Source organism: Kribbella sp. NPDC051620, assembly GCF_044453825.1.
In the GTDB taxonomy this organism is placed as follows: domain Bacteria; phylum Actinomycetota; class Actinomycetes; order Propionibacteriales; family Kribbellaceae; genus Kribbella.
Window position 1 is genome coordinate 191,698 of the sequence record NZ_JBITDB010000002.1, and the last position, 21,987, is coordinate 213,684.

13 protein-coding genes are annotated in these 21,987 nt (G+C 68.4%); 5 read left to right on the forward strand and 8 right to left on the reverse strand.

The features are described from left to right. The first annotated feature begins 112 nt into the window (after positions 1-112). Complete coding sequence (locus ACIA12_RS08205) at positions 113-2,014, forward strand: Na+/H+ antiporter (protein ID WP_396366216.1); 1,902 nt, start codon at positions 113-115, stop codon at positions 2,012-2,014. Continuing rightward, entirely contained in the window at positions 2,014-2,424 is a 411-nt protein-coding gene (locus tag ACIA12_RS08210) for an HIT family protein (RefSeq protein ID WP_396366217.1), read from the forward strand. Before ACIA12_RS08205 ends, ACIA12_RS08210 begins: the two co-directional genes overlap by 1 nt. A gap of 9 nt (positions 2,425-2,433) precedes the next feature. Here the strand turns inward: ACIA12_RS08210 and ACIA12_RS08215 are convergent, their stop codons facing one another. The 7 genes from ACIA12_RS08215 to ACIA12_RS08245 all read right to left on the reverse strand — a co-directional run bounded on the left by ACIA12_RS08215 (position 2,434) and on the right by ACIA12_RS08245 (position 16,173). Beyond that, positions 2,434-2,988, reverse strand: coding sequence for a HEAT repeat domain-containing protein (locus ACIA12_RS08215; RefSeq protein WP_396366218.1), 555 nt, complete (start codon positions 2,986-2,988; stop codon positions 2,434-2,436). Positions 2,989-3,034: 46 nt separating this feature from the next. Beyond that, positions 3,035-3,625, reverse strand: a complete 591-nt coding sequence (locus tag ACIA12_RS08220; protein WP_396366219.1) for a DUF3558 family protein — start codon at positions 3,623-3,625, stop codon at positions 3,035-3,037. A gap of 149 nt (positions 3,626-3,774) precedes the next feature. Then, positions 3,775-6,555 (reverse strand): aconitate hydratase AcnA, encoded by a 2,781-nt coding sequence (gene acnA / locus ACIA12_RS08225; protein WP_396366220.1) that lies wholly within the window; start codon positions 6,553-6,555, stop codon positions 3,775-3,777. Positions 6,556-6,696: 141 nt separating this feature from the next. After that, the gene (locus tag ACIA12_RS08230; RefSeq protein ID WP_396366221.1) at positions 6,697-7,626 is read right to left on the reverse strand and encodes an LLM class F420-dependent oxidoreductase; all 930 of its coding nucleotides are present in this window, start codon (positions 7,624-7,626) and stop codon (positions 6,697-6,699) included. A 9-nt stretch (positions 7,627-7,635) separates the two neighbouring features. Beyond that, positions 7,636-12,915: a hypothetical protein gene (locus tag ACIA12_RS08235; RefSeq protein ID WP_396366222.1), complete on the reverse strand. Its 5,280-nt coding sequence runs from the start codon at positions 12,913-12,915 to the stop codon at positions 7,636-7,638. A gap of 64 nt (positions 12,916-12,979) precedes the next feature. Beyond that, positions 12,980-14,149 carry a class I SAM-dependent RNA methyltransferase gene (locus ACIA12_RS08240; protein ID WP_396366223.1) on the reverse strand — a complete coding sequence of 390 codons (1,170 nt, stop codon included), beginning with the start codon at positions 14,147-14,149 and terminating at the stop codon, positions 12,980-12,982. After that, a complete protein-coding gene (locus ACIA12_RS08245; protein WP_396366224.1) occupies positions 14,146-16,173 on the reverse strand; it encodes an APC family permease in 2,028 nt (675 codons plus the stop codon). Before ACIA12_RS08245 ends, ACIA12_RS08240 begins: the two co-directional genes overlap by 4 nt. A gap of 96 nt (positions 16,174-16,269) precedes the next feature. On the opposite strand from ACIA12_RS08245, the gene ACIA12_RS08250 reads away from it, so the two are divergent. Both ACIA12_RS08250 and ACIA12_RS08255 read left to right on the forward strand, forming a co-directional pair. Continuing rightward, the gene (locus ACIA12_RS08250) at positions 16,270-16,932 is read left to right on the forward strand and encodes a potassium channel family protein (protein ID WP_396366225.1); all 663 of its coding nucleotides are present in this window, start codon (positions 16,270-16,272) and stop codon (positions 16,930-16,932) included. Continuing rightward, a complete protein-coding gene (locus ACIA12_RS08255; protein WP_328323076.1) occupies positions 16,932-17,600 on the forward strand; it encodes a TrkA family potassium uptake protein in 669 nt (222 codons plus the stop codon). Before ACIA12_RS08250 ends, ACIA12_RS08255 begins: the two co-directional genes overlap by 1 nt. Positions 17,601-17,603: 3 nt before the next feature. On the opposite strand, the gene ACIA12_RS08260 is transcribed toward ACIA12_RS08255, so the two are convergent. Further along, a complete protein-coding gene (locus ACIA12_RS08260) occupies positions 17,604-18,953 on the reverse strand; it encodes a ferric reductase-like transmembrane domain-containing protein (protein ID WP_396366226.1) in 1,350 nt (449 codons plus the stop codon). A gap of 244 nt (positions 18,954-19,197) precedes the next feature. Here ACIA12_RS08260 and ACIA12_RS08265 point away from each other — a divergent pair, with 244 nt between their 5' ends. Then, positions 19,198-21,954: a family 78 glycoside hydrolase catalytic domain gene (locus tag ACIA12_RS08265; protein WP_396366227.1), complete on the forward strand. Its 2,757-nt coding sequence runs from the start codon at positions 19,198-19,200 to the stop codon at positions 21,952-21,954. Positions 21,955-21,987 lie beyond the last annotated feature (33 nt).

Below are 21,987 nucleotides of genomic sequence, written 5' to 3' on the forward strand. Positions count from 1 at the left end.
GAGTGTGCCGGTGCGCACACGGTAGATGAAAGCAGGCCCCTCGGACAGTTCCTGATCTCCGCTGTGGGCGAACCGTGCAACACCGGTCCGCGTGGCCTGCGACACTGTGCGCGTGGATATCGCGATCGAGATCGTTGCTCTCGTCGCCGTGGTCGCGGCCGGTGCCGCTCTCGCCCGGCGGATCGGGATCTCGGCTCCCCTCTTGCTCGTCGTCGTCGGGATCGCGGCTTCGTACCTGCCGTTCGTCCCGCGGGTCGAGTTGTCCCATGAGGTCGTCCTGGTCGGCTTCCTGCCGCCGCTGCTGTACTCCGCGGCGATCAAGACCAGCCTCGTCGACTTCTCCCAGCACCGCCGCTCGATCGGGCTGCTGTCCGTCGGACTGGTCGCGTTCACGACCGCCGGAGTCGGCCTGGTCGCGTACTGGCTGCTCGGCCCGTCGATGGTCAGCGACAACCCGCTGCCGCTGTGGGCTGCCTTCGCCATCGGCGCCGTCGTCGCGCCGCCCGACGCCGTCGCGGCCACCGCGATCGCGAAGAAGGTCGGCCTCCCCCGCCGGGTCGTCACGATCCTCGAGGGCGAGAGCCTGCTCAACGACGCGACCGCCCTGGTCTGTCTGCGGACCGCGATCGCCGCCGCCCTGATCACGCCGACCTTCCTGCACGTCGGCCTCGACTTCCTCCGCGCGGCCGGTGGCGGCGTGGCGATCGGCATCGCCGTCGCGATCGTGCTCGCCAAGGTCCGCAAGCGATTCACCGATCCGGTGCTCGACACCACACTCAGCCTGACCGCGCCGTTCATCGCGTACGTCGCCGCCGAGAACCACTACGTGCACGCGTCCGGCGTCCTCGCCGTCGTCGTGACCGGCCTACTGCTCGGCCACAAGGCGCCGATCATCCAGTCGGCGGCCTCGCGGATCTCCGAGCGGACCAACTGGCGCACCTTCCAGTTCCTGCTCGAGAACACGGTGTTCCTGCTGATCGGTCTGCAGACCCGGTGGATCCTCGACGATCTGTCCCGCAGCCCGCTCTCGGCGTGGACGATCGCGACGGCCACCATCGGCGTCTTCGCGGCGACCGTCCTGCTCCGCCCGATCTGGCTCTTCCCGGTCACGTACCTGTCCCGGCGCATCCTCGGCCGCTCCCGTCCCGGCCCGGTCTCGGTCCAGGCTCTGGTGGTCGTGTCCTGGGCCGGCATGCGCGGTGTGGTCACGCTGGCGGCCGTCTTCGTGCTGCCCGAGGACACCCCGCATCGCGAAGTACTGGTCTTCATGGCCCTCGTCGTCACCGCCGGAACGTTGCTGCTGCAAGGGTCGACTCTCCCCTGGCTCGTACGCCGGCTGCGTCTGCCCGGCCCTGACCCGGCCGAGGATGCACTGCAGGAGGCCGCGGTACTGCAGGGTGCCCACCGCGCCGCCGAGCAGACACTCGACGAGCTGATCACTCCGAACGACCCACCCGAGGTCGTCAACCTGCTGCGGCAACGCGGCGAGTCCCGCGCGCTGGCCGCCTGGGAACGGCTCGGCCGCCCGGAGACCGATCTCGAGACGCCGAGTGAGACCTACCGCCGGCTGCGGATGGCGATGCTGGAGACCGAGCGGGCGCACATCCTCAAGGTGCGCGACGACGGCCTGGTCGCCGACGAGGTGCTGCAACGCGCCCAGATGGCCCTCGACATCGAGGAGTCGATCCTGGACCGCTCCGCGACCGACGACGTCGGCGGTACGTCGGAGAACCTCACCGCTCCCCCGTCATCGGTCGCCGAATGCGAGCACCTCGCCTCGGCGCCCTGTGTGCTCACGCCGCACACGCCGGACGGTTGCGAGGAGTGTCTCCGCGACGGCGGTACCTGGGTCCACCTGCGGTTGTGCCTGGGCTGCGGTCACGTCGGCTGCTGCGACTCGTCGCCCGCCCGGCACGCCAGCAAGCACTTCGACGAGACCTCGCACCCGGTGATGCGCAGCTTCGAACCGGGTGAGACTTGGCGCTGGTGCTTCGTAGACGAGAAGCTGGGCTGATGGCGGACTGTCTCTTCTGCTCGATCATCGCCGGTTCGACCCCGGCCCACATCGTCTACGACACCCCTGAGGTGCTCGGCTTCCTCGACATCAGGCCGGTGTTCAAAGGGCACACCCTGCTCGTCCCCCGCGAACACATTCCGACGCTGGTCGAGCTGCCCGACGAGCTGATGGTGCCGCTCTTCAGCGCCGCCCGATCGGTCGCGGCGGCGGTCCGTACGGCGTACGACGCCCAAGGCTCCTTCGTTGCCGCCAACAACGTGGTCTCCCAGTCGGTACCCCACCTGCACGTCCACGTCGTCCCCCGCACCAAGGGCGACGGCCTCCGCGGCTTCTTCTGGCCCCGCACCAAGTACGCCGACGACGCCGAGGCAGCGCAGTACGCCGAGAAGCTGCGCAGCGCGCTCTAGCAACTGGCGTCAGGCCAGCGGCCGGTCAAGGCGTTGGGAGAGGTTTTCGAGCGCTCGGACGACGGCGGCTCGGACAGTGATGTCCGGGTCATCCTGCAGGGCTTCGACTGCGGCAGCGTGTTCGTATTCGCCGGCCGCGCCGATCGCCCGTACTGCGGCCGCGCGGACGCGCGGCAGCTCGTGGTCGAGCATTGGCAGCAGCGCGTCGACCAGTTGACCCAGCTCGCGTTGAGCCGTGATCCGGGCGACGTGTTCGCGGACTCGCCAGGCTGGGTCGGCGGCGACCGTGGCCAGCGCTTCGACGGCGTCGTCGCGCCAGACGTAGAGGAAGGCTCGGGCCGCCCAGACCCGGATCCAGTAGAAGTTGACCGGGTCGACCGGCTGGGACCAGCCGCCCGGGTTCGGCGAGCCGGTGATCGCCACCAGCTTCGGCAGGTCCGGGCCGTAGGCGTCCTCGCCGGAGATCTCGCCGGTCAGGAACGCGACGCACCAGTCGATCACCACGTCCTCGCCGTACCGCGCGCACGCGGCCCGGATCACCTCACGCGGATGTTCCCGTTCCATGCCGCCCAGTAAATCGGACCGGACCGACAGTTTTGCGGCAACGCGGTCAGCCGCGCGCCAGGATCTCGATCATGAACGCCTTGATCGTACCGACGCTCGACTTGCTGCCGGCGCCGGAGATCTGCACCCCGGTCAGCACGCCGGCGTGTTCGACCGCGGCGTACCAGATCGGTATCCCGCTGACCGACGCGCCGATCGCGAAGCCCTGGTCGCCGACGCCCTCGAGCAGCTTCTTGCCGCGCGCCTTCTTCGCCTTCGCGTCGCCGATCATCTTCTGCGTGAACGCACCGTACAGCGAACCGTCACCGCGGGTGATCGTGACGACGCCGGGACCGTCCACCGGCTTCACCGTGTTCCAGGTGCAGGTGACGTACGGCCCGTTCTTGCTGGTGACGGCCTTGCGGACGGCCAGTCCGAGGGTCTTGCTGATCTCCGCCGTGCTGAAGATCTCGCACAGCGGCTTCGGCGCCGCGGTCGACTCCTCCACGATCGGAGGCAGCGTCGATTGGTCCACCGGCGCGGTGGTCTTCGGCCGGATGGTCGGCCCGGCGGTGGTCGGTCCGTAGGTGGTCGGCTCCTCGGCCGCGCACCCCGCGACCAAGAGCACCGCCGCGAGCAGTATCGCTGGGTAACGCACGCATCCCCCCGGAACTGAGACCCCGACCCGCCCGGCCGAGGCACCGACAGCTAACCAGGACTTTGTTACCAAGAGCAACCTGCACCGTGAACAGACCGGTACGGCGCACCACGGACGACAGCCCGCGGTACGCCGTACCGGTCAAGCACTCAGTTCGCGATCAGCGAGCGCAGTACGTACTGCAGGATGCCGCCGTTGCGGTAGTAGTCGGCCTCGCCGGGGGTGTCGATCCGGACCACGGCGTCGAACTCCTTGACCGAACCGTCGGTGCCGGTGACCTTGACGTGCACGGTCGGCGGTATCGGACCGTCGTTGAGCGCGGTGACCCCGGTGATGTCGAAGGTCTCCTCGCCGGTCAGGCCGAGGGACTCCGCGTTCTCACCCTCCGGGTACTGCAGCGGCAGTACGCCCATGCCGATCAGGTTCGACCGGTGGATGCGCTCGAAGGACTCGGTGATGACGGCCTTCGCGCCGAGCAGCGCCGTGCCCTTCGCGGCCCAGTCACGCGACGAGCCCGAGCCGTACTCCTTGCCGGCCAGGATGACCAGCGGAGTACCGGCGGCCAGGTACGACTCCGACGCCTCGTAGATCGAGGTGACGGGCGCGTCCGGCTTGGTGAAGTCGCGGGTGAAGCCGCCCTCGGTGCCGGGCGCGATCTGGTTGCGCAGCCGGATGTTGGCGAACGTGCCCCGGATCATCACCTCGTGGTTGCCGCGGCGGGAACCGTACGAGTTGTAGTCCTTGCGGTCCACACCGTGCTCGGCCAGGTACTTGCCCGCCGGGCCGTCGGCCTTGATCGAGCCGGCCGGGGAGATGTGGTCGGTGGTGACCGAGTCGCCGAGCTTGGCCAGCACCCGGGCGCCGGTGATGTCGGTGACCGGCGACGGCTCCTTGGCCATGCCGTCGAAGTACGGAGGCTTGCGCACGTAGGTCGACTCGGGGTCCCAGGCGAAGGTCTTGCCCTCGGGCGTCGGCAGCGACTGCCAGCGCTCGTCACCGGCGAACACGTCGGCGTAGTCCTTGGTGAACATCTCCTTGTTGATCGAGGTGGCGATCACCTTCTCGACCTCGTCGGCCGACGGCCAGATGTCCTTCAGGAACACGTCGTTGCCGTCCGTGTCCTGGCCGAGCGGGTCGGTCTCGAAGTCGAAGTCCATCGTGCCGGCCAGCGCGTACGCGATCACCAGCGGCGGCGACGCCAGGTAGTTCATCTTCACGTCCGGGTTGATCCGGCCCTCGAAGTTGCGGTTGCCGGACAGTACCGACACGACCGCGAGGTCGGCTTCCTGGACACCGGCCGAGACCTCCTCGGGCAGCGGGCCCGAGTTGCCGATGCAGGTGGTGCAGCCGTAGCCGACCAGGTGGAAGCCGAGCTTCTCCAGGTACGGCGTGACGCCGGCCTTGTCGTAGTAGTCGGTGACGACCTTCGAGCCCGGTGCGAGCGACGTCTTCACCCACGGCTTGCTGGTCAGGCCCTTGTCGACCGCGTTCTTGGCCAGCAGCGCGGCGGCCAGCATCACCGACGGGTTGGAGGTGTTCGTACAGGAGGTGATGCTGGCGATCACGACGTGGCCGTGGTCGAGCTCGACCTCCTGCCCGTTGAGGCTGATCTTGGTCTTCTTCGACGGGCGGCCGCCGTTGCCGGAGCCGTGCGGGACATGCGGCTCGTCGTCGGTGTTGCCGTGGCCGTTGGGGGCGTCACTGGCCGGGAAGCTGCCGAGCTCGGACGGGTCCACCTCGAGCTCTTCGGTCGCGTAGTCGACCAGCGCGCCGCGGAAGCCTTCCTTGGCCTCGCTGAGCGCGACCCGGTCCTGCGGCCGCTTCGGGCCGGCGATCGAGGGAACGACCGTCGACAGATCAAGCTCCAGGTACTCCGAGAAGCGCGGCTCGATCTCGGCGTTGTGCCACAGGCCCTGCTCCTTGGCGTACGCCTCGACGAGGGCGACCTCGTCGTCGCCGCGGCCGGTCAGGCGCAGGTACTCCAGGGTCACGTCGTCGATCGGGAAGATCGCGCAGGTGGAGCCGAACTCCGGGCTCATGTTGCCGATCGTGGCGCGGTTGGCCAGCGGCACGGCCGCGACCCCGTCGCCGTAGAACTCGACGAACTTGCCGACCACACCGTGCTTGCGCAGCATCTGGGTGATCGTCAGCACGACGTCAGTCGCGGTCGCGCCGGCCGGGACGGACCCGGTCAGCTTGAAGCCGACGACCTTCGGGATCAGCATGCTGACCGGCTGGCCGAGCATCGCGGCCTCGGCCTCGATGCCGCCGACGCCCCAGCCCAGCACGCCCAGGCCGTTGACCATGGTGGTGTGGCTGTCGGTGCCGACGCAGGTGTCCGGGTAGGCCTGGCCGTTGCGGACCATCACGGTCCGGGCCAGGTGCTCGATGTTCACCTGGTGCACGATGCCGGTGCCCGGCGGTACCACCTTGAACTCGTCGAACGCGGTCTGGCCCCAGCGCAGGAACTGGTACCGCTCCTTGTTGCGGCCGTACTCCAGCTCGACGTTGCGCTCGAAGGCGTCCTGACGGCCGAAGACGTCGATGATGACCGAGTGGTCGATGACGAGCTCGGCCGGCGCCAGCGGGTTGATCTTGGTCGGGTCGCCACCCAGCTCGGCGACCGCCTCGCGCATGGTGGCCAGGTCGACGACACACGGCACGCCGGTGAAGTCCTGCATGATCACCCGGGCCGGGGTGAACTGGATCTCGGTGTCGGGCGCCGCTGCCGCGTCCCAGTTGCCGAGCTTCGTGATGTGCTCGGCGGTGATGTTCGCGCCGTCCTCGGTGCGCAGCAGGTTCTCGAGCAGCACCTTGAGCGAGTACGGCAGCGTCTCAGCGCCCTCGATACCCGCCAACCTGAAGATCTCGTACGACGTTCCGTTGACCTCGAGTGCACCCTTGGCACCGAAGCTGTCGACGCTGGCCATCAACCTGCTCCTCTATCCGGTCCTGTATCCGCTGAACCCATCCTGCCGAGCCACCGGCCCGGGCGCGAGATCAGGCTGCCCTAACCTCGCCATGCAAACTCTCTCGACATCAAGATACACGACATCGAGCCACTTCCGCTGCTACATCTGCGGCAGGATGTCCGACGCGATCAGCTCGAGGTGGTCCAGGTCGGCGAGGTCGAGCACCTGCAGATAGTGGGTCTGTGAACCGATCGCCGCGAGCTGTCCGAGGCGATCGACGATCTGGGCCGGAGTACCGACGATCGAGCCGTCGCCGGGGTTCTCCGGGTCGCGGTCGACGACGGCCGCGCGCCGGCGTACCTCGGCGTCGTCCTTGCCGACGACCACGGTGTGCGCGGTCGAGAGGTTGAGCGTCTTTGGATCGCGGCCGGCCTGCTCGCAGGCCGCCTGGACGCGGCCGAAGATCGTCTTGATCTCGTCGACGGAGCGGAAGCCGGCGTTGAACTCCGAGGCGTACTTCGCGGCGAGCGCGGGCGTCCGCTTCTTGCCCGCGCCGCCGACGATGATCGGCGGGTGCGGCTGCTGGATCGGCTTCGGGAGGGCCGGGGAGTTCTTCAGCTGGTAGTGCTTGCCGTCGAAGTTGTACTTCTCTCCCACCGGCGTGTCCCACAGACCCGTGATCAGCTCGAGCTGCTCTTCCAGCAGGTCGAAGCGGCCGGGAGTATCCGGGAAGTCGAGTCCGTACGCCTGGTGCTCGTCCTCGAACCAGCCGGCGCCGAGACCGAGCTCCACCCGGCCGCCGCTCATCTGGTCGACCTGGGCGACGGAGATCGCCAGCGGGCCGGGATGGCGGAAGGTGACCGGGCTGACCAAGGTACCGAGCTTGATCCGGCTGGTCTCTCTCGCCAGGCCGGCCAGCGTGATCCATGCGTCGGTCGAGCCGGGCAGGCCGTCGACGTCGCCGAATGCGACATAGTGGTCCGAACGGAAGAACGCGTCGAAACCGCACTCCTCCGTCTTGCGGGCGACCGCCAGCAGGTCGTCGTAGGAGGCACCTTGCTGAGGTTCGGTGAAGATCCGGAGCTTCATGCGGCAACGCTATCTCGCGCTGGTGTACAGCTTCTCCAGGTATGACGGTTGCCAGTCGGCGCCGCGTCCGTTGAGCCGCCGGACCAGGCCGTCGACGTCGAGCCTCGGCTCGACCGGGTTGTCCCACCAGTCGGGCACGCTGTCGTACCAGCGGTCGATCCGCAGCGTCCGGCCGGCCGCGTCCATCCGCGCGAACAGCCAGCCACCTTGCTCGCCTTGCGACTCCGCGATCCAGAGGTCGCCGAGCAGCTCGGTCAGCTTCTCAGCCCCGTACTCCGGGTCGTCGACCTCCGGCGGCTCGAGGTCGAACCGATAGCTGGGCGCCGCGGGATCGAGTACCTGCACCTGAATGGTGAAGCCGGACGGTACGACCTTGGTCCGCGCGCGACACCACTCCCGCAGCGCCCGGAACGCCGCGGACTCCTTCGGCCGTGGGCGGGGGCGCTCGACCTCGGCACGCATGGCCTCCTCGATCGAACCAGGCGGCGTCTCAACCGGCGGCGCTTCCCCACCGACAACCCCAAGCCCCGGAATGGCGACAGCCCGGCCTTCGTCAGGCACCACAAGCTTCTCCGGACGAGCCACCGGCGCCGGCCCCTCACCCACACCAACCGCGGCCACTCCCACAGCCGCTTCCGCAGCCGAATCTTCCGGCTGCGCGTCCTGCGGCTGCGGGTCATACGGCTGCGGGTCGTACTCGCTCGGCTCCGGCTGCTCATCCCGAATCGCCTCGAACTGAGCCGTCACCTCACTCGCCGTCAGCTCATCCAGCTCCGGCCCGTCCGGCTCCCGCCCGTCGTGCTCCCGCCGGTCCAGCTCCAGCTCGTCTTGCTCGCGCGCATCCAGCTCCCGCCCGTCGTACTCCCGCGCGTCCAGCTCCAGTTCGTCTTGCTCCCGCGCGTCCGGCTCTTCCTCCAGCTGCCCCTCGGCCGACTCACCAAACTCAACCGCGCCACCCTGCCCCCGCACCTCGCCCAGCCCTTGCGGACCGCCGTGCCCCTGCGCCTCGGCCAGCCCTTGCGAACCGCCCTGCCCCTGGGCCGCGCCCAGCCCTTGCGGAGCGCCCTGCCCCTGGGCCTCGCCCAGTCCTTGCGGCCCGCCCAGCTCTTGTACCTCGGTCGGCTCGTGCGCCTCCTCCGGGCCCTGCTGTTCGTGCATCGCTTGCGGCAGCGGCTCTTGAGGTCCGCTCGCGGACTGCTGCGGCTCGCCCAGTTGGTCAGCGGTCCAGTCTGCGTCGCCGAGGATCTCGTCGTGGAAGTTCTCGCCCAGCCGGTAGTCGAAGTCCCCGAGCGGCTCGAGACTGCTGAACCCGTTCGGCGGAACATCCCGCGCCTCCGGCGCGAACGGCGAACGCCCGGCCGCGTAGTACTCATCCTCAGGATCCTGCTCAACCACAGCCGCAATCTCAGCCGTAGGAGCATCCCCCTCAACCTCACCCTGAGCCTCCCCACCCGGCTCCCCACCCAGGTAATCCCCGCCCGTCACCCCATCTCCGCGCTGCTCAGCCCCGCTCCGGCTGCCGAGCTGCTCAACCCCAGCCAGGTGCCCAGGCTGCTCAGCCCCAGCCTGGTTGCCGAGCTGCTCAACCTCAGCCTGGTTGCCGAGCTGCTCAGCCGCAGCCTGGTTGCCGAACTGCTCAACCTCAGCCTGTACTCCGGCCGACTGCTCATCAGCCGCCACGTCGTCAGCCGCCGGAGCCGCCATCCCGAAGACCCGCTCGGCCGCCTGCTCGAACGGATTGACCCCTCGAAGGCGCCCCTCCGTCGCCGGCTCCTCGCCATCCTGGACGTCGCCCGCCCGCTGCGAGAGCTCGTCCCCGTCATCAGCGGCCGGCTCAACCAGCTCGTCGCCCGACAGCCCGACCGAATCGGCATCCTGCAGCCGTTCCTCAGCCAGCGTCTCCCCACCCGACCGCTCGAACGGATTGACGCCGTGCAGCCGTTCCCCGGCTGACCTCTCTCCGGACGACCGCTTGAACGGATTGACGCCGTAGAGCTGATCCTGCGCCGCCGCATCCTCGTCTGACCCGAACCGCGCGGCGTCCGTGAACCGCTCCTCGGCCGAACCCTCCTCCGGTACGAACTCCCCCGGCTCCTGCTCGAGACCGGCGAGCCCAAGCACCAGTTCCTCAGTAGGCGGCTCCTCCGAGGCTTGACCGTGGACCTCAAGAACGTGTTCCTCGGTCGGCGGCTCATCCGGAGCTTGGTCATGGGCTGCAAGTCCAAGAACGCGTTCCTCGGTCGGCCGCTCATCCAAGGCTTCGCCGTGGGCTGCAAGCCCAAGAACGCGTTCCTCGGTCGGCGGCTCATCCGAGGCTTCGTCGGGGCCTGTGACCCCAAGTACGCGTTCCTCAGTCGGTGAGTCCTCCGGAGCTTGGTCGCGGGATGTACGGCCGAGGACGTGTTCCTCGGTCGGAGAGTCGTCAAGAGGCGGAAGCTGGCTGAAGTCCTCCGTCGGCAGTTCCTCTACCGAAGCAGGCTTCGCCGGACCAGCGGCGTTCTGAGCTGCTAGGTAGGCGGCGACATCCTCCACCCACACACCATTGATCCAAGCCCCACCAATCCACTCCGGCCTAGCCGGCGCACCCCGCCCCTCCGCCACATACGCCTGCTCCTGCTCCTGCTCCAATACTGCGGAGCGCATGCCCTCGGACACCGCCTCAGCCTCAGCCCCGGCTCCGGCCCCGGTCCCGACCTCGGCTCCAACCTCAGCTCCGGCTCCTGCCTCGCTCCAAGGCTCGGGCTCGGCTTCGACTTCGGTCTCGCTCCACGGCTCGGGCTCGGATTCGGCTTCGGCTTCGGCGCCGCCTTCGCTCCAAGGCTCGGCTCCGGACTCGGGCCCCACACTGGTACCGGCGTTGGAATCAAGCGGGCCGCCGGAGACTTCATCCGTCGTCCTGGCATCATCGCGGTCCCCGAAGCCCTCACCTGAACGCAGAAGCGCGCCCTGGTCTGGCCCCACACTGAGGTGCGCACCGGAGGCACCCGCGCTGGCAGCTTGCCGCCCATCCTCGTGCACACCCAGGGCGTCGGCGGCACCGATACCCGCGCTTGCACCTAGCCCGGCGCCCGCTCCCAGCTCTGTGTCCTGCCGGGGGCCGGTACCCACGACGTGCCCAGCACCTGGGCCCTGCCCGCTACCTGGGCCCTGCCCGTTACCTGCGCTCTGCCCGGTGCCCGTGGCCTGCGCTCTGTGCATGGTCGGCTGGGCGTACGGCGTTGGCTCACCGTTGGGGGTTGGTTCGGCGTCCAGTGCCAGTTCGGTGTCTGGCGTCGGGTCGCCGTCTGTGGCTGACCAGGCGTCGGTGGGTCGGGCGGCGGAAGGATCTGGGTGGGTGGCGGACGGGTGTGGGGCGAGGGGGTTTTGGGGTGGGGCTTCGGTGGTGGGGGTTGGGGGGATTACGCCGGTGTCGTCGGAGGCGGAGAGGTCGGGGGTTGGGGCGACATCGGCTGGGTCGGCCGATGCGTCCGGGGTGGGGGGGACATCGGCTGGGTTGTCCCCGGAGTCGGGGGTTAGGGGGACTTCGCCGGTGGCGTCGTCGGTGATTGCGGGGATCTCGTTTGTTGCGTCGTCGGCTGACCAGGTGTTTGCGTTGGCGGGGGTGTTTCGGGTTACGTCCGGTACGTATGTTGCGGCGGCTGGGGCGTCGGCGAAGAGGCTTGCGTAGAAGTCCTCGCCGTCGTTGACCGGGCCGCCGACTCGGGGCTCGGATGACGGGAGCTTGGGCATCGCAGGAGTACCTGCGTCTGTCTGCTCGGGCTGGTCGCCTGTGGAGTGCGCGTAGGGGGTGCCTGTGGCGGGCGTGCGTGGGCCGTCGGTTGGTGAGGTGTACGGCACGGATGACCGGTATGGGTCGCCGGGGGGCTGCGCGTACGGCGTACCGGGGGCTTGGGCGTGCGGCGTACCGGGCGCTGCTGTGGGTGGCGTGGGTGCAGGCTGCGGGAGGCCAGGGGGTGTGCCGGTGGGTTGGGGGTCGGGGGCTTCGTGTTTGCGGCGGCGGAAGAGGCGGGGCTTTTTGGCGACGATGCCGTAGTCGCCGTGGTGGGGGGCTGCGTCTTCCGGCTGGTATGGCGGGTCTGGGTCGGGCTCGGGGGTGAACGGGGGCTCGGGTGTGTATGGCGAGGGGTCGGGCGCGAAGGGCGAGTCCGGTCGGAACGGGGGCTCGGGGTTGAGCGGGGGTTCCGGGGTGAAAGGGGGCTCGGAGGCGACCGGAGGTCCGGGAGTGAAAGCCGGTCCCGGAGTGGAGGACGGGCCGGAGGTGTAGGGCGGTTCCGGGGTGTAGGGCGGTTGTGAGTTGTAGGGGTCGTTGGCGCCGATGATGAGGTTGGCGTCGTCGCCGATCGGCTGGCCGGTGAACGGGCTGATGCCCGGTGGCACTGCCACCGACTCCTCGTCGTCCGCTTCGTCGAGCAGTTCGGCGGGCAGAGAGGCTGGCTCCGCGGCCGGCGCGGCGAGCGTTGGTGGAGCAGGGGGCGCCACACTCGACGGCTGCGAGGACGGCGCTGGAATGCCGGAGCCGGGACCGCCGAGCGCTGGAACGCCGGGCCCGGGAACACCAGACCCGGGAGCACCGGACCCGGGAAAGCGGGCTTCGGGGACGCCGGGTGTGGGTGAAGGCGGTTGGGTGGCGGGCGCCGGGGAGCTGATGGCGGTGCCGCTGAAGGCTGCTGCTGCGGCGACGGCGGCGCGCAGGTCGGGGTGTTGCGGGGACTGCGGACCGATGCCGAGGCGGTCGAAGAGGTCTAGGAGGGACTCCGGGGTGATGCCGGTGGTCGACGCGGTGCGGATCAGCTGTACGCCGACCGGCAGCAGCTCGTCGAGTCCGCCGAGGTAGTCGGCCCACTCCGCCGCCCACTCGATCATCTCCCGGGCGGCCTCCTCGTCTGAGGTGATCCACTCGCCTATCGGCAGGAACCCGTCGTCCAGCGGCTGCCACGGGTCGCCGGGGTACGACGCCCGCGCCCACGTCCCATTGAAGCTGCCGTAGACGAAGCCGAGCTCGCCTGCCGCCATCCGGCGCTTGACCTCCGGCTGCCCGATCCAGGGCGGCGCACCGGCGAGCAGGTCGGCCCCACCCGTCTGTGTGTGCTGCGTGTGAAATCCGAACAGCACTGCCCGCCCACCGTCGAGCCGGACCATCCGCAGGTCGCTACCGGTCTCGTCCTGGTGGTACCAGCCGTGCTCGTCGGCGTACCAGCGCCGGTCGTAGCCGGTGGCATGGGCGACCGCGGCGAGCGCGCTCCAGCGAGCGCGCAACTCCTCCGGGTCGTCCAGGTCGACGAGCGGCATCAGGTCTCCTGCTCAAGTGCCAGATCCAGCGATTCAAGCCAGAACGGTACCCGAGAAAGCGACCCTAGGCAGGTCGCGGTTCGAGCACAGCCACGCACTCTATGTGATGCGTCATCCCGAACAAATCGAACGCCCGCAGCGAACTCACCCCGTACCCGAGTCCCCCGAACGTCTTGAGGTCCCGCGCCAGCGCCGCCGGGTCACACGCCACGTAGGCGATCCGCCGGGGCGACAGCGCCGCGATCCGCCGTACGACGTCCTTGCCGGCGCCTGTCCGCGGTGGGTCGAGCACGACCAGGTCGACCGCCTCCAGCCCCTGCCCAGCTGCGTTGTTCAGCACCTTGGCCACATCCCCGGCCTCGAGCGTCACCGCCGGCAGGTCGTGCAGGTTCCGCCGCGCGTTCTTCACAGCGTCCTTACTGCCCTCCACAGCCAGTACTGCGCACCCCGCCTCCGCCAGGAACGCAGCAAACAGCCCCACCCCGGAGTACAGATCCAGTGCCGTCTCACCAGCACGCGGCTCCAGCCCAGCCAGTACTGCGTCCACCAGCGTCTCGGGAGCGGCCGGGTGCGCCTGCCAGAACCCATTGGCCTCCACCCGGAAGCGCCGGTTCCGTACGACCTCCACTACCCGCCCACCGGAGTTGTCGTCGGTCAGTACCGCCGTCTTGCCCTCAGACGACACCACTGCCTTCACCGACGAGGCATCCGGCCACTGCTCATGCAGTACGTCCGGGGTGCCCGGATGCGCGATCAGGCACTTGTCGATCAGCACCAGGTCGTGCGACCGGTGCGCACGCATCCCGGGGCGACCATCGACGACCGCATACCGCATGCGGGTCCGCCACCCGAGCCCGTCGTCGCCCGGCGACTCCATCACGATCGCGCGCTCGATCCCGCCGATCCGCCGCAGCGTGTCCGACACCACGGTCGCCTTCAGCCGCCGCTGCTCGACGATGTTGGCGTGCTGGAAGTCGCAGCCCCCGCACCGCCCCGGCCCGGCGAACGGGCAGGGTGGTTCGATCCGCTGCGGCGAGGGCGTCAGCACCTGTACTGCGTCCGCGCGGAGGTACTTGCTCGTCTGCTCGGTCACGCGGGCATGCACCAGCTCACCTGGTAGTGCATGCCGCACGAAGACCACCTGGCCCTCGTAGCGCGCGACACAGTGCCCGCCGTGAGCTACTGGCCCCACTTCCAGCTCCAGCAGCGTCCCGACGATCTGGTCTTCCGTCACCGGTCTCCTGAACTCTTGCGCGCGCCGCGCCGTACTTGGCCGGCTACGCGTTCCTCACGGTCCTGCCGCTCCTCAGCCGCCTGGGACGAGATCAGCTGGTAAGGAACGGACGTAACCATCACACCAGGTGTGAACAAGAGCCGTCCCTTGAGCCGCAGTGCGCTCTGGTTGTGCAAGATGTGCTCCCACCAGTGCCCGACCACGTACTCGGGGATGTAGACCATGACCACGTCCCGCGGCGACTGCCGCCGGATATCCCGAACGTACTGCACGATGGGGCGAGTGATCTCCCGGTACGGCGACGCGAGCCGCTTGAGAGGTACTGGGATGTCCCGCGCGTCCCACTCGGCCTGCAGTTGCTCCGACTCGTCCCGGTCGACATCGACCGTCACCGCCTCGAGCATGTACGGCCGGGCCGCCTTGGCGAAGGCCAGTGCCCGCAGAGTCGGCTTGTGGAGCTTGGAGACGAGCACGATCGAGTGCACCCGGGCCGGCAGCATCAGCTGGTCATCGGCGTCCACTGCCATCTCCCGGCCGACAGTGTCGTAGTGCCGGCGGATGCCCTTCATCATCAGGAAGAGCACCGACATGGCGATGATCGCGATGTAGGCGCCATGGGTGAACTTGGTGATCAGCACGATGATCAGCACGGTCCCGGTCAGCGTCAGGCCGATCGCGTTGATCACCCGCGAGCGCATCATCTGGGCCCGCCGGCCGCCGTCGGTCTCGGTCTTCAGGTGCCGGGTCCAGTGCCGGATCATGCCGAACTGGCTGAGCGTGAAGGAGACGAACACCCCGACGATGTAGAGCTGGATCAGCTTGGTGACCTCGGCGTCGAAGGCGATGATCAGGCCCACCGCGCACAGGGCCAGCAAGACGATGCCGTTGCTGTAGGCAAGGCGGTCGCCGCGGGTGTGCAACTGCTTGGGCAGGAAGCCGTCCTTGGCCAGGATGGAGGCCAGCACCGGGAAGCCGTTGAAGGCCGTGTTCGCCGCCAGCACCAGGATCAGCATGGTCGCGCCGATCACCAGGTAGAAACCGGGCGAGAAGTTGGAGAAGACCGAGTCGCTGATCTGGGCGATCACCGTCTTCTGCTTGTATCCCTCGCCGACCGGCTCGCCGTCGCGGTAGAGCTGGGTCGCCGGGTCCTCGGCGAACCGCAGGTGGATCTTCGAGGCCAGGAACAGGATGCTCATCAGCATCGTGATCGCGATCGTGCCGAGCAGCAGCAGCGTGGTCGCGGCGTTCTTGCTCTTCGGCTTGCGGAACGCCGGTACGCCGTTGCTGATCGCCTCGACGCCGGTGAGCGCCGCGCAGCCCGAGGAGAACGCGCGGGCCAGCAGGAAGGCCGCCGCGACGCCGCTGAACACCTCGTGCCCGGGCTCGGGCCGGACCTCGAAGCCGGCGCTTTCGGCCACCGGCAGGTTGCCGAGGCCGAGCCGGATGGTCCCCCAGATCGCCATCCCGATGATCGCGGCCATGAAGATGTAGGTGGGGATCGCGAACAGCGCGCCGGACTCTCGTACGCCGCGCAGGTTCAGCGCGGTCAGTACCAGCACCAGCCCGACCCCGAGCGGTACCTCGTGGCCGGCCAGGAACGGCAGCGCGGACTTCGCGTTCTGTACTCCCGACGAGATCGACACCGCGACGGTCAGCACGTAGTCGACCATCAGCGCGCTCGCCACGGTCAGGCCCGCGGTGGGGCCCACGTTCACCGTGGCGACCTCGTAGTCGCCACCGCCCGAGGGGTAGGCATGCACGTTCTGCCGGTACGACGCGACCACGATCAGCATCACGAAGGCGACCAGCAGGCCGATCTTCCAAGAGAACGAGTAAGCCGCCAGACCGGCCACGGACAGGGTCAGGAAGATCTCGTCCGGTGCGTACGCGACCGACGACAGAGCGTCACTGGCGAACACGGGGAGCGCGATCTTCTTCGGGAGCAGCGTCTCGCCGAGCTGCGCGCTGCGCAGCTTGCGTCCGATGAGGATGCGTTTGCCGATGTCGCCTAGAGCGGGAGTCACACCGGTGATGTTAGAGGCAGCACCGGTCCGGTGTAGCGTCTATCCCTGCCGAGACCGATGCCAGCGGCCCCAGGTGGGGCAAGGAGTGATCACGGAGTGCACGTCGTCATCATGGGCTGCGGCCGCGTCGGGTCGACACTGGCCCGGACGCTGGAGAAGCGCGGTCATACCGTCGCGATCATCGACCAGTCCGCCGACGCCTTCCGCCGGCTGAGCCCCAACTTCTCCGGCCGGACCGTCACCGGGATGGGTTTCGACCGCGAGGTGCTGACCGAGGCCGGGATCGAGGGCGCCGAGGCGTTCGCGGCGGTCTCCAACGGCGACAACTCCAACATCTTGGCCGCGCGGGTCGCTCGGGAGAACTTCGGCGTCGGCAACGTCGTCGCCCGGATCTACGACCCGGGCCGCGCCGAGGTCTACCAGCGGCTGGGCATCCCCACCGTCGGCACGGTGAAGTGGACCGTCGATCAGATGATCCGGCGGTTGCTGCCGAGCGGTTCGGAGCCCGAGTGGCGCGACCCGTCCGGCACCGTCCGGCTGGCCGAGGTGTACGTGAGCCCCGGCTGGGTCGGGCGGCTCGCGGTGGACATCGAGAAAGCCACCGGCGCGAAGGTCGCGTTCCTGACCCGGCTCGGCGAGGGCTTCATGCCCAAGCCCGACACGGTGATCCAGGAAGGCGACCTGGTGCACGTGGTCATGCTGGAGAAGGACGCCGCCGCCATCGAGTCCCAACTAGGTACCAAGCCTGAGGAGCTGTGATGCGGGTAGCCATCGCCGGCGCGGGCAACGTCGGACGGTCGATCGCGGCAGAACTGCTGGAGAACGGCCACGAGGTGCTGCTGATCGACAAGGACCCCCGGGCGATCAAGGCCGAGTCCGTACCGCGGGCCGAGTGGCTGCTCGCGGACGCCTGCGAGCTGTCCTCGCTGGAGGAGGCCGCGCTGCAGCGGTGCCAGGTGGCGATCGCGAGCACCGGCGACGACAAGACCAACCTGGTCGTGTCGCTGCTGGCCAAGACCGAGTTCGGCGTACCGCGGACCGTTGCCCGGGTCAACCACCCGCGCAACGAGTGGATGTTCAACGAGGCCTGGGGTGTGGACGTCTCGGTGTCGACGCCGCGGATCATGTCGGCGCTGGTCGAGGAAGCCGTCTCGGTCGGTGACCTGGTACGCCTGTTCACCTTCCGCCAGGGCGACGCGAACCTGGTCGAGCTGACCCTGCCCGAGGACTCCCCGATGATTGGCCTCCGGGTCGGCGACATCGACTGGCCGGTCGACACCGCCCTGGTGACGATCATCCGCGAAGGACGCGTCCTGCGCCCCGACCCGGAAGGCACCCTCGAGCTCAACGACGAACTCCTCTTCGTCGCCGCCGACGAGACCGAGGAACAACTCGAGGACATGCTCTCCCCGCACCACCGCAAGTAGCTGTCAGGCGGCGCCGAAGCGTTCGGTGTGGATTCGGCGCAGGGGGATGCCCCGGGCGGCGAGGTCGTGGCTGACGGTGTGGACCATCGGTGCCGGCCCGCAGAGGAAGTAGTTGAGGTGGGCGGGGTTGCGGGGCAGGTGGCGGGTGAGCAGCTCGCTGCTGATCCGGCCGACCTCGCCGGTCCACTCCGGGTCCGGCTTGCTGAGTACCTCGATGACCTTGAGGTTGAGCCGGCACCGGACCTCCTCGATCTCGGGGCGCAGCATCATCTCGTCCGCTGTCCGGGCTGCGACGATCAGCCAGTGCCTGCGAGTGTCGCGGCGGTCGGCCAGGGTGCGCAGCATGCTCAGCATCGGGGTAATGCCGACGCCGGCCGCGATCATCATGAAGCCGGCCGAGCCGTTGTACCCCTCGATCGTGAACCCGCCGTACGGGCCGTCCAGGAACACTCGCCGGCCCGGCCGCAGCCCGCTCAGCAACTCGGTGAAGTCGCCGAGCGCCTTGATCGTGAACTGCTTGCGGTACGGCCGGACCGCGGTCGAGGAGATGCTGAACGGATGCTCCTCGAAGACGAAGGCGGTCGAGCCGAACTTCAGCCAGGCGAACTGCCCGGCGTTGAACGGTACGCCGTGATGCCGGTCTGCCCGGATCGTCAGGGTGACGCCGTCGCCGGGCTCACGCCGTACTTCCTCCACCAGGTATGACCGCCGCCTTGCCCGCAAGGGCAACCACAGCCAGCGGCGTACCGTCAGGCCCAGCACCAGCAGCCCGGTCCCGACGAACCAGGTCGCCAGCAACGGCATCGACATCAGGTGCCGCAACCACCAGACATGCAGCCAAGCGGTCACCAGCACGATCCAGGCCAGCGCGTTGTGCACGAGTCGCCAGCCTTCGTACCGCGGCTGGCGACGCGACCTGGTGAGCGCGAGAACGACCATCAGCAGCAGAGCCGCCGTCGAGCAGGTGGCAGCCCGAGCGGCCCAGGTCGTGTGCGCCAGATCGAAGATGGACAACCCGCGTGGATCCTCGATCAGCACCGCGACCAGGTGCAGCAGCACCAGGATCGTCGCGGCCTTGGCGATGGACCGATGGATCCTGAGGATCGTCTCGATCCCGAAGGCGGCGATCAGCGGCGACACCCTGGCAGGCAGGATCACCGCGACCACGAGGGCCGAGAAGGCCACCAGTCCAAGGCTCAGCGCGACGGCCTCGCCGGCGGTCGGTTCGTCGGGACCGAGGGACAGCCAGGTGAGCACGAGCGGCACCAGCAATGCCTCGAGATAGAGCAGGAACCAGCCGGCTCGAGCGGCCGGTCCGTGGACGTGCGTGGTGACAGCTCTTCGATGGATCATTCCTGATTCCCATCGCTTCCGTGGGGGCGGTGACAGGGAACCTACGCCCGGCGGCAACGCTTCGAGATCCGTTGCAGGGCAGTCTTGCGACGGTTTTACAATCCGATTCCTGATCGCCGCTTCGTCCGGACAATCGCCGCTGGCCGGATCCGGTCATCGACACGCGAGCGATTTCACATCGGGGCCGCGGCGGTCTACCGTCTTCCCACCATGAATCGTTTCATTCGGCTGGGGCGGGAGAACCATGAAGGTTCGGCGATGGATCGCAGTGGCGCTGGCGGCAGGACTGGTCGTGGTGAGCCCGGTGCCGGCATCTGAGGCGGTCGCGGACTGGAAGGGCGCTCAATGGATCAGCCCGGACACGGCCGACAGCAAGACGTGGCAGGACTTCGTTCTCGACGTCGATTTCACCATCGAGGCGGCGGCCGCGAGTGTGGTCTTCCGGGCGAAGGACACCGGCAGCTTCTACCTGTGGCAGATCAACGCGGCCCTTACCCCAGGCAAAGTACTGCTCCGGCCGCACGCGAAGGTCGACGGGCGGTTCAGCACGCTCGCGGAGATCGACCTCGGTCCGTTCGACCTCACTGCTCAACATCACTTGAAGGTTCGCGCCGAGGGCGCGACCATCACCACCTGGATCGACGGCACGCAGGTCAGCCAGCTCACCAACACCGCGCTCAGCAAAGGCACGGTGGGCTTCCGGTCCTCGACGAGTGGTGGGGTCCAGGAGCGAGCGGCGTACGACAACCTCGTGATCCACAGCCTGGCCGGTGACGAGCTCTATCGGGACAGCTACGACTCGGAGCCCGGTGGTCAGCTGGAGCCGACCGGTGATCCGACGCTGATCCAGCGCGAGCCGGATGCGCCGATGCTGCGCCGTGAGTTCGCCCTCGACAAACCGATCGCGAGCGCTCGCGCTGATGTTTACGGGCTCGGCTTCTACGAGCTCCACCTGAACGGCGACAAGGTCGGCGACCATGTGCTGACGCCCGCCAGTTCGCAGTACGGGGAGAGAAATCTCTACGACTCGTACGACGTGACCGCGGAGCTGCGGCGAGGAGCCAATGCGGTCGGCGTCTGGCTTGGCAACGGCTATGGCGCGAACTACAACCCGTACGGTTTCCGCTGGCTCGGGCCGAAGCAGGCGATCGTCCTGATCGACGTCACCTACACCGACGGCACCCATCAGGCGATCACGTCGGACCCGAGCTGGAAGTGGTCGACCGGCGCGATCGTGGGCAACGACATCTACGGCGGCGAGAAGTACGACGCCCGCCTGAACCAACCAGGCTGGGACAAACCAGGCTTCGACGACTCGCACTGGCAGCCGACTAAGACCGTCGCCGCTCCGAGCGCGAACCTCTCCCCCAACACCATGCCGGCCATCCGCGTGGTGCAGACACTGCGGCCGGCAAAGCTCACCCAGCCGAAGCCTGGCGTCTACATCTACGACCTCGGCCAGAACATCGCCGGCTGGCCGCGGTTGGCATCCGTGCGAGGTTCAAGAGGCACCACGATCAAGCTGCGCACGGCCGAGGAGCTCGGCAAGGACGGCCTGCTCGACACCGCGACCAACCGGAATGCGGCCGCGACCGACACCTACATCCTCAGCGGGCAAAGCCCTGAGACCTATGAGCCCCGCTTCACCTACCACGGTTTCCGGTACGTCGAACTGACCGGCTACCCGGGCCAACCTACGCTGGACACTGTCCAGGGCCGGGTCGTCCATGCCGACGTCGAGTCAACCGGTTCGTTCGACTCGGACAACGAGCTGCTCAACCAGATCTGGCGCAACAACCGCTGGAGCATCCTCAACAACTCGATGAGTCTGCCCACCGACACCCCGGTACGCGACGAGCGAACCCCGCCGACGATGGACGTGCAGGCGTATCGCGACGCGGCGGTGCGCGAGTTCGGGATGAACAGCTTCTATGCCAAGTACCTGCGCGACCTACCGCCCGGCACGGCATTGCCGAGTGACGCCGCCAAAGCGCAGTACCCGGACATGGCCGGCGGTCAGATCAGCCTGGCGTGGACGCTCTACGAGCAATACGGCGATCGCGCGACGCTCGCCGAGACCTACCCGAAGATGAAGGCGTTCGTGGACAAGAACGCCACCGACGTTCCCAGCCATATCTGGCCGGCGGATCAGGGCTTCGGCGACTGGTGTCCGCCCGACCACGGGCCTGAAGCCAACGACGGGATGGGCAGTCCGTCAGCCGGCGACTGCTTCAGCGAGGTGTCATTGGTCAACACAGCCCTGTCGTATCAGCAAGCCGTCGATGTGGCGAAGGCCGCGCAGGTGGTCGGCACCGCAACGGAGGTCAGCCACTACACCGACCTCGCCCACAGCATCCGGCGGGCGTTCAACGAGCACTTCCTCAGCGCGGACGGTACGACGTACGGAAGCGGTCGCCAGACGACGAGCGTGCTCCCGCTGGCGTTCGGGATGGTGCCGGCCGAGAACGTGAAGGCTGTCGGGGACCAACTTGTCGCGACGATCCTCACCAAGGACAACGGTCATCTCGACACGGGCATCTTCGGCACCCGGTACCTGGTCGACGCGCTGGCGAAGATCGGCCGCATCGATGTGGCGATGACGATCCTGAACCAGCGGACCTATCCGAGCTTCGGCTTCGAGATCGCCCACGGCGCGACGACCTCGTGGGAGCAATGGCTGTACAGCTCTGGGATGGAGACGCACGACCACGCGATGTTCGCCGGGATCAACGCGTCGCTCTACACCGAGTTCGGCGGCATCAAGCCCACCTCTCCCGGCTACCAGACCGTCACCATCGCTCCGCAGATCCCGCCGCAGCTCGGGTCGGTCTCCGCCTCGATCGAGACAGTCCGGGGCAAGGTCGCCTCCCGCTGGACGCAGACCGCCGACACCATCCGGTTGGCCGTGACGATCCCGGCCGGCGTCACCGCGACCGTCGTCCTCGGCGGCATCACGCACACCGTCGGCTCCGGCCACTGGACGTTCAGCACCAAGAAGTAGGCCGCTGGATCTTCAGGCAAGAAGTAATGCTGC